General features: G+C 38.8%; 3 protein-coding genes. 1 reads left to right on the top strand and 2 read right to left on the bottom strand.

The window, feature by feature from the left end; all coding sequences use genetic code 11:
- Positions 1-98: 98 nt before the first annotated feature.
- Complete coding sequence (locus tag C9J34_RS22470) at positions 99-2,849, bottom strand: S-layer homology domain-containing protein (RefSeq protein ID WP_238600711.1); 2,751 nt, start codon at positions 2,847-2,849, stop codon at positions 99-101.
- Between the two features lie 194 nt (positions 2,850-3,043).
- Entirely contained in the window at positions 3,044-4,522 is a 1,479-nt protein-coding gene (locus C9J34_RS18885) for an O-antigen ligase family protein (RefSeq protein ID WP_107841733.1), read from the bottom strand.
- A 509-nt stretch (positions 4,523-5,031) separates the two neighbouring features.
- On the opposite strand from C9J34_RS18885, the gene C9J34_RS18880 reads away from it, so the two are divergent.
- Positions 5,032-7,035, top strand: coding sequence for an S-layer homology domain-containing protein (locus tag C9J34_RS18880; protein ID WP_107841732.1), 2,004 nt, complete (start codon positions 5,032-5,034; stop codon positions 7,033-7,035).
- Positions 7,036-7,252: the final 217 nt, after the last annotated feature.

Raw genomic sequence — 7,252 nt, 5'->3', positions numbered from 1 at the left:
AAAAGGATAGGTGGGCGATAACTGTCCGTAAAAGCCCGATTGGTTCAACTAACACTCAGTGGGGGATGAGGAAAACCCCCACTGAGTGAAGTTTTACTTTATTTTGTTATTGTTCGATATAAGAATAAGCTAAAGTGAACACGTGATACTTCTACGCCTGGCTTAAATGTATTGTCCTCATAGCCCGTCGTAATGTTATTCGCTGCCAATGTATGCACGAAATCATATGACCAGTGTTGCGAGCTCACATCTTTGAATTTTGTCGCTGTTGTCCCTTTTAAATTGTAGGCAACAACTAAAATCTTTGCCATTTGCGCACGTGTTAGCTTCGCATTTGGATCAAATTGCCCTTGGCCAGTACCATTCATTATGCCTGCATTCACAATCGCTGCGATTTCCTTGTAATAAGGATGGCTTGTCGCTACATCTTTAAAGCCTGGATTGGATACTGACTTCGTATCTAAGCCTAATGCACGTGTCAATAATACAGCTGCATGCGCACGCGTTAAGGCTTGCTCTGGCTTGAATGAGCCATCACCATAACCATTAATTAAACCATTCTCCACTAAATATTGAACTTCTTTTTTATAGTTATGCTTCGCGCTAATATCTGTAAATGGCGCTTCCTCATAATTTGATGAGTAAATCGCTTGTAGCTTATCAAAGTATATTGTACCCGCTTTTTGTTTCGCTACAGTTGGTTGTGCAATATAAATCGATTCGATTGAAATTGGTTTCGGAATATCTTTTGGAACATTTGCCTCAACATATTTCCAACCAGTCCATGTTTGACCGTTTTCTTGCGTAAAGTCAACCGTATGCTTACCACCTGCTATATCACGAATTTGACCTCGTACCCAAGTACCATTGCCATCACCATATACCCAGACACCAAGCTTAATTGGTTCTGCTGGTAATTGAATTAATGAATTTAAACGTAAATAAGCGGCCGCTGTTCCTTCTTTATTGCCCGTCATATCATATGTCAATTTCATTGAATGATTGCCTTGTTTACCAATTGTTTTTGCATTTTCTAAAGTTGCTTTAGCCGTTGTTAATGCCGTTTCTACACGCCATTCATCAGCCTTCTCAAAATTAGAAATAGCAAATACTTGCTGGTTAAACGTTTGTTTCACTTCGATTTCTTGCGTGACTGTTTTTGTACCTAGCTTTGCTTGAATTGCTACTTTCCCAAGCTTACCATTTGATTTGAATAAACCTGTCTGCGAGATTGTTCCATACTGACTATCAACAAACCATTCCATTTGAGATGGAGCGTAAATTAAATTCTCGTTGTTTTGCCCTGCTGCCGTTGCCTTTAATTGCAATGAAGCGCCAGGGTCAATTGTTGTGGCAGGTGTTGAAATTTTCAAACTGACTGGCGCATCCAAGACATTAAATGTCATTGTTTGTGTTGCCTTGCCATTCGCTACTGTTACACGTTCACTACCTGCACTCGCACCTGTAAAGCTGAGACCATTTACTGTAACATGACCATTTTGTGCCGTCACAGCAAAATTACTCGCATTGACTGGCAGTGGATTGTAATGCTCATCTAGCACATATTCAGGCGTTAGCTTCACGCTTGCACCAACTAATAAAGAGCCTACTTGATCACGCGTTACTTTCATTGTTGTAGCAGTACCTGTCGCCCCTGTGCTCACTGCCTGTAAAATCCCAGATACGCGACGTTGCGAGCCACCAGATGGACTGTTCGCTAATACGACCGTATTGCTACCATATTTGCGAATCCCCATCGCTGTAGAGCCACCACCATCAAGGTTAATTGCTCGGTCTACACCTAATCTTGCTAAATAGTTAGCAAACTGCGTTAATGTCATCCCTTTACTAGAGCCTTGACGTCCATCCACTGTAATAAGATGAACCGTTTTTTTGTCTTTGCTAATTGCGACAGCAGTACGTGGAGCTATTTCTTTTGCACGTGAACTATTCGCATCCATTGTTAAGTTGACTTTTCCATCAAGTACAAGTAATGGTCCACTTGCCATGATAAATTCTGCCCCCATCCAACGATCATCAATCGTAAATGTGACAGAAATATCGTCACCAATTTTAATATCACGGAATTTATCGCCCCATTTTGAGCCGTTAAATGATAGTACGAAACCATTACGTGGAATTCTTGCTTTCTTTTCATCATCATAACCACGAATTGCAGTTACTTTTCCTGTCATCGTTTGACCAAAGCGAGTAGCACCAATCGTATTGCCTGTCTCAACAATAAACTCCATACCTTTACCACCATTTGGTGTTTGTGAGCTATGATGTTGTGGTGTATAAATAATCGCTTGATCTGTACCACGATTCACGTTTAAGCCGCTTACTTTAATGTCCTCACCTTTATAGTTCACAACAACATTGCTATTATAGTAAGCAATTTCTGCATTGCCATTCGAAGTAATACCAAAAGCAATCGGCTGGCTCACATAGTTAGAGCTAGATGAAGAAATAACGCTTGGTGTCACAATTGCGTTATTTTGCGCTAATAAATAAAGAGGATAGCCATCCCCCATATTAAAGAAGTTTGAGTTAATCGCACCTACAACACGATTCCCTTCCTTTGAATTGCGATTTGCCTGATCTGTCGTCGTCAACACCGAGTTAATTGGTGATGGCAAACCGACTGTTAATTTCGTATACGGATTCGCTAAATCAACTTGCAAATGATTTACTTTTGATTGCGTATATGTATAATTCGAATACTTTACTCCTTGCGACAGTGGATAAGAATCATTTGTCGTTTGGAATGCATACCCGCTCGTTGCTCCCCCTAATACCATTGAAAACATCAACATTGCACTTAGTAACCCTAAAAATATGCGTTTCATTTTTCCGCTCCAATGAAAATCGAAGCACGTCACTTCCTCTCTTATTTCAAAATCTTTCATTCTATTACATTAACAAATTTTTGGATAATATTCTATTACAAACATGTGTCTTTCTTGCAACAAAGCCTTTACTTTCATCTAAAAATAAAGGTGTCGAAAAAGAATTTGCCTTTCTCGACACCTAGATGAATCACTTATTCCCCGTCCTTATTCAAATCGAGCATTGGATATAAATGACGGTTGCTTGCGAAAATGGCAAAAATCATGAAGAAGAACATTGTGTATACTTTCAATTCCCAAATATTATAGAAGAATCCGCACACACCTGTTGCAAACCAAAGGGCAAACATATACTGTCCAAACGTTGCACGACGTTCCTTCCAGAACATCCAAACCATCAATAATAGGAAACCTGCAAATAATAAGACGCCAACTGCTCCTGTTTCAGCAATAACTTGAATATATTGATTATCTGAATAGAAGTTTTTACCACCATAAATATCTGAACGAATATTATACTTTTCATAAATCGGTGAATCATAGCTTAATGTTGCAGAGCCACCAAATGTACCGAAGCCTGCCCCTGTAATCGGATAATCTTTCAGTACTTCAAAGCCTTTTTTAATATAGAATACGCGACCACTTTCATTCATTAATGCTAAATTATCTTCATCAATAGTTTCAACAAAGCGATTGCTAATGCCGCCACCAATATCCTCAGGTGCTACATCATTCTCTACACCAATGCTTTGTAAATATTGCACACCCAAATTTGTTGGTAAATACACGAACACAATAGCTACTACAAGTGTTATCGCAACATTTTTTAGCATTTTCCAATTGCGTGCGAGCAATATAAATAATACAACAAACGTTACAGAAGCAATCCATGCTCCACGAGATAATGTGAGTAGCAGCATTCCTGTAAACGCTACTTGCGATACGATAAACACATATTTATATTGTCCATCCTTATACACAAAGCGAAGGAAGGCAGCTGCACAAATGGCAAAGAACATCACTAATGCGAGTGAGTTTGGATTATTAAGTAAACCGTAAATACGCACAAAGTTTGTTGATGACAAGACCTTTTGCGTCCACACTTCAGGCATCCACAGCATACGCATTGACAATTTCTCTACAATTCCTTGAACAAATAGCACGATACCTGACAAAAGCGTAATCCATGCTAGCTTTGTGAAGAAGTTTGCAGGCAATTTACTACGGCTTAACACATAATATAGTAAATACATAATTAAAAATGTACGTACTTGGAATAAAATAGAGCCTAAACTAACACCATTAACATAGCCAATCACTGCGCCAAAAATTAAAAATAGGAAAAATGCTAGCTCAAACTTTTTGAAGTGGAAAAATGCTTTGAAATTTTTAATATTAAATAATAGTAATCTCACGAGCACAACAAACGTAATTAAATCCCCTATTAATTTCATCCCTGGGTTCAATTCAATAAAAAATGACCTAAAAATAACATATGGGATTAGGATAACTAAGCTTTGGAATGGCTTAAAGAAAGCAAATAGCGTGAAAAATACCGCCGTACTAATTAATGCAATTTTGGAAGGGATAATTGTCGCCGCAATTAATACAGCAATTGCCAACGCTATTTCAAGCCACTCCTGCTTCCCAATTTTCACTGACAAATCTTTCATTATAGATATGAACCCTCTCTTTCATTTTCTCTCTCTTAAATCAATTTCGCCTCGACTAACTCTAGTCCAGAATTTTTCGAGCCAAGTAGTGGAAGTTAGCCTAAAAGCGTCACTTCCTGTAACAATTGATCTGCATCATGCAGACCCCTCTTCAAAATCCATGACCTCTGTCGGGGGCCTAGACCAACACCATGTTGGTTACTCAGCAAGTATTTGAATATCCGCTCAATAAAAGGCTACATAATCATTAGAAATGGATGTTTTTTGCTGAATCAAGATGAAACGTGCCTTCTATGTATATGGTTGCAACTACTAACTATTATAAATATAAGACGTTTTTAAGTATAATATGGTTACATCGTTATTACAACGAAATTGCGAATGTTAAAAGAAAACATTTGCCACATGTATTTCCCTCTGACGTTACAATATCATTACAAAGCATTTCCTTCCTATTCATCTATTAAAAATGCTGTTAAACTATTATAGATTGAAAGGAGGATCTTTTTATGATCAAAAAAATAACAACCCTTGTCATCGCCATAATTTTAATGCTAACGGTGGTCATGCCATCTTCATCTTATGCGAACGATATTAAAGGACATCAGATGGTAAATGAATTGACACATTGGGCAGATTTAGGTGTCATCTTGCCTGATAGTAAAGGAAATTACAATCCTAACCGCGCTGTAACACGTGGCGAATTTGCTGCTTATATTACTCGTGCATTTAACTTACCTGCATCAGATAAATACCAATTTTCAGATTTAAAAGTCGGTGATCCTTTAACATTTGAAATACAAGCAGCAGCAGGCTCTGGCATTTTAGGTGGCTACCCTGACGGAACATTCCGCCCACACGAAAAAATCACGCGCCAACATATGGCAGCAATGCTCTATAAAGCTTTGCGTTATTTAAATGTTCCGCTGAACTCAGCGCCATTAACATTTAATGATAATCATAAGATTAGCAAGCAATTTCATGAAGCAGTAGCTACATCTGTTTACTATAATATTATTCGTGGCTCACATGAGAAAAAAGGTGTATTTTTCAATCCTCAAGGCTCTGCGACAATCGCTCATGCCGCAGCATTTTTATATCGTACACATGTTGTCACACAGCAATATGGACAAGCTGAACCAGAGAATAATACACCACAGCCTACGCCACCACCTGTAGAAACAAATAACAATAGTTATTATGTAGGTGCTATTTCTGGCTCAAACATTACAAAGCAGCCAACTGTATATGTTACATATGAACAAGCAGAAGCTGCCTACCAAGTAGCAAATAGCATTAATTTGCTATTCCAAGGTGATAAAATTATTAAAATGAATTCGGGTATCGCCTCTGCTGCGGATGTAGCAGCAAATACAGTGACAATCTATGGCAATAAAGATTTTACAAATGCTTTAACATACGTTGTCGAAGGCTCTGAGCTAAAATATTTTGGCAGTAATGATAAGTATGCAATCGTCCAAGCTGGCGATACAAAAGGCTATGCAAAGCTAAGTGAGATTACGCTAACACCTACTTCCTTGATTAAAGGACGGGACTACTACTATGTAGCAAATGGTATGCTATCTCATAAGCTCTACGATCATATTAAACAAGCATTCATTGGAGAATACGTAATGGGAGAAGCGCCAAGCTTTATGGCAGCAGGTGTTCATTATTACGGAACTGACGGTGTGCATTTCTATAATGCGAACGATCAGCTTGTAGGTCAGCACTATCAATATTTCCAATTTGCCTCTTTACGCCAACCAACGAACTATACGGCAGAAGAGCTAGATTATATGATTCATACAATCCTTGAAGAGCGCCGTACATTAGCACCACGCTATGCCAATATTTTAACGGAATCTCGCCTCCTTGGATTAGGTCAATTCCTAAAAACAATGGAACAAGAGCATCGCGTGAATGCATTATTTATTTTAGCAACAGCGATACATGAAAGTGATTATGGTATGAGTACACATGCTCTTCAAAAAAATAATATTTTCGGCATCCGCGTTTTTGATGCCAACGAAGCGGCAGGCTCAACATACGCAACACCGAATGACAGCGTACTCGCTTTCATCAATCAATATGTCAATAAAAACTACGCCCCTCAATCAGGTGGCTATGCAAAAGGTGCTGTACCAGGTAATAAAACAACAGGCATGAATGTTCATTATGCATCAGACCCATTCTGGGGTAGTAAAATTGCAGGTCACATGTACCGTCTAGACATTCGCTTCGGTCGCAAAGATCATAAGCAAGGTCGCCTAGCAATGGTCCTTAACAATGGAGAACCTGTAAATGCACGTATGGAGCCATCCACTTCATCACCAATTGCCTTCACATATAAAGCAAAAGTGATAGGTGAATCAGGTCTATTCGGCTATCCCGTAGCCATCGTAGAAGAAACAATCGGCAGTGACGGCTACATCTGGTACAAAGTTTACTCAGACAACAACCCACCCGCCAACTTCGTCTGGATTCGCTCAGATTTAGTGAAACCCTTATAATAACTTTAAAAAGCTTATCACCGTTGCGTGATAAGCTTTTTTGCGGCCTTTTGCTGAGGTTTTATTGGCGGGTTGTCATGATTTATCGGTGAGTTTCTCATTTTATCTGCGCTTTCTCATGATTTATTTGCGGGTTTTACATTATATCTGCGCTTTCTTGTGGTTTATTTGCGAGTTTCTCATTATATCTGCGCTTTCTTGTGGTTTATTTGCGAGT

The sequence above is a fragment of the Metasolibacillus meyeri genome (assembly GCF_003049505.1).
GTDB lineage: Bacteria > Bacillota > Bacilli > Bacillales_A > Planococcaceae > Metasolibacillus > Metasolibacillus meyeri.
Note: the sequence above shows the minus strand (reverse complement) of the source record. Positions and strands in the feature narration are given on the sequence as shown.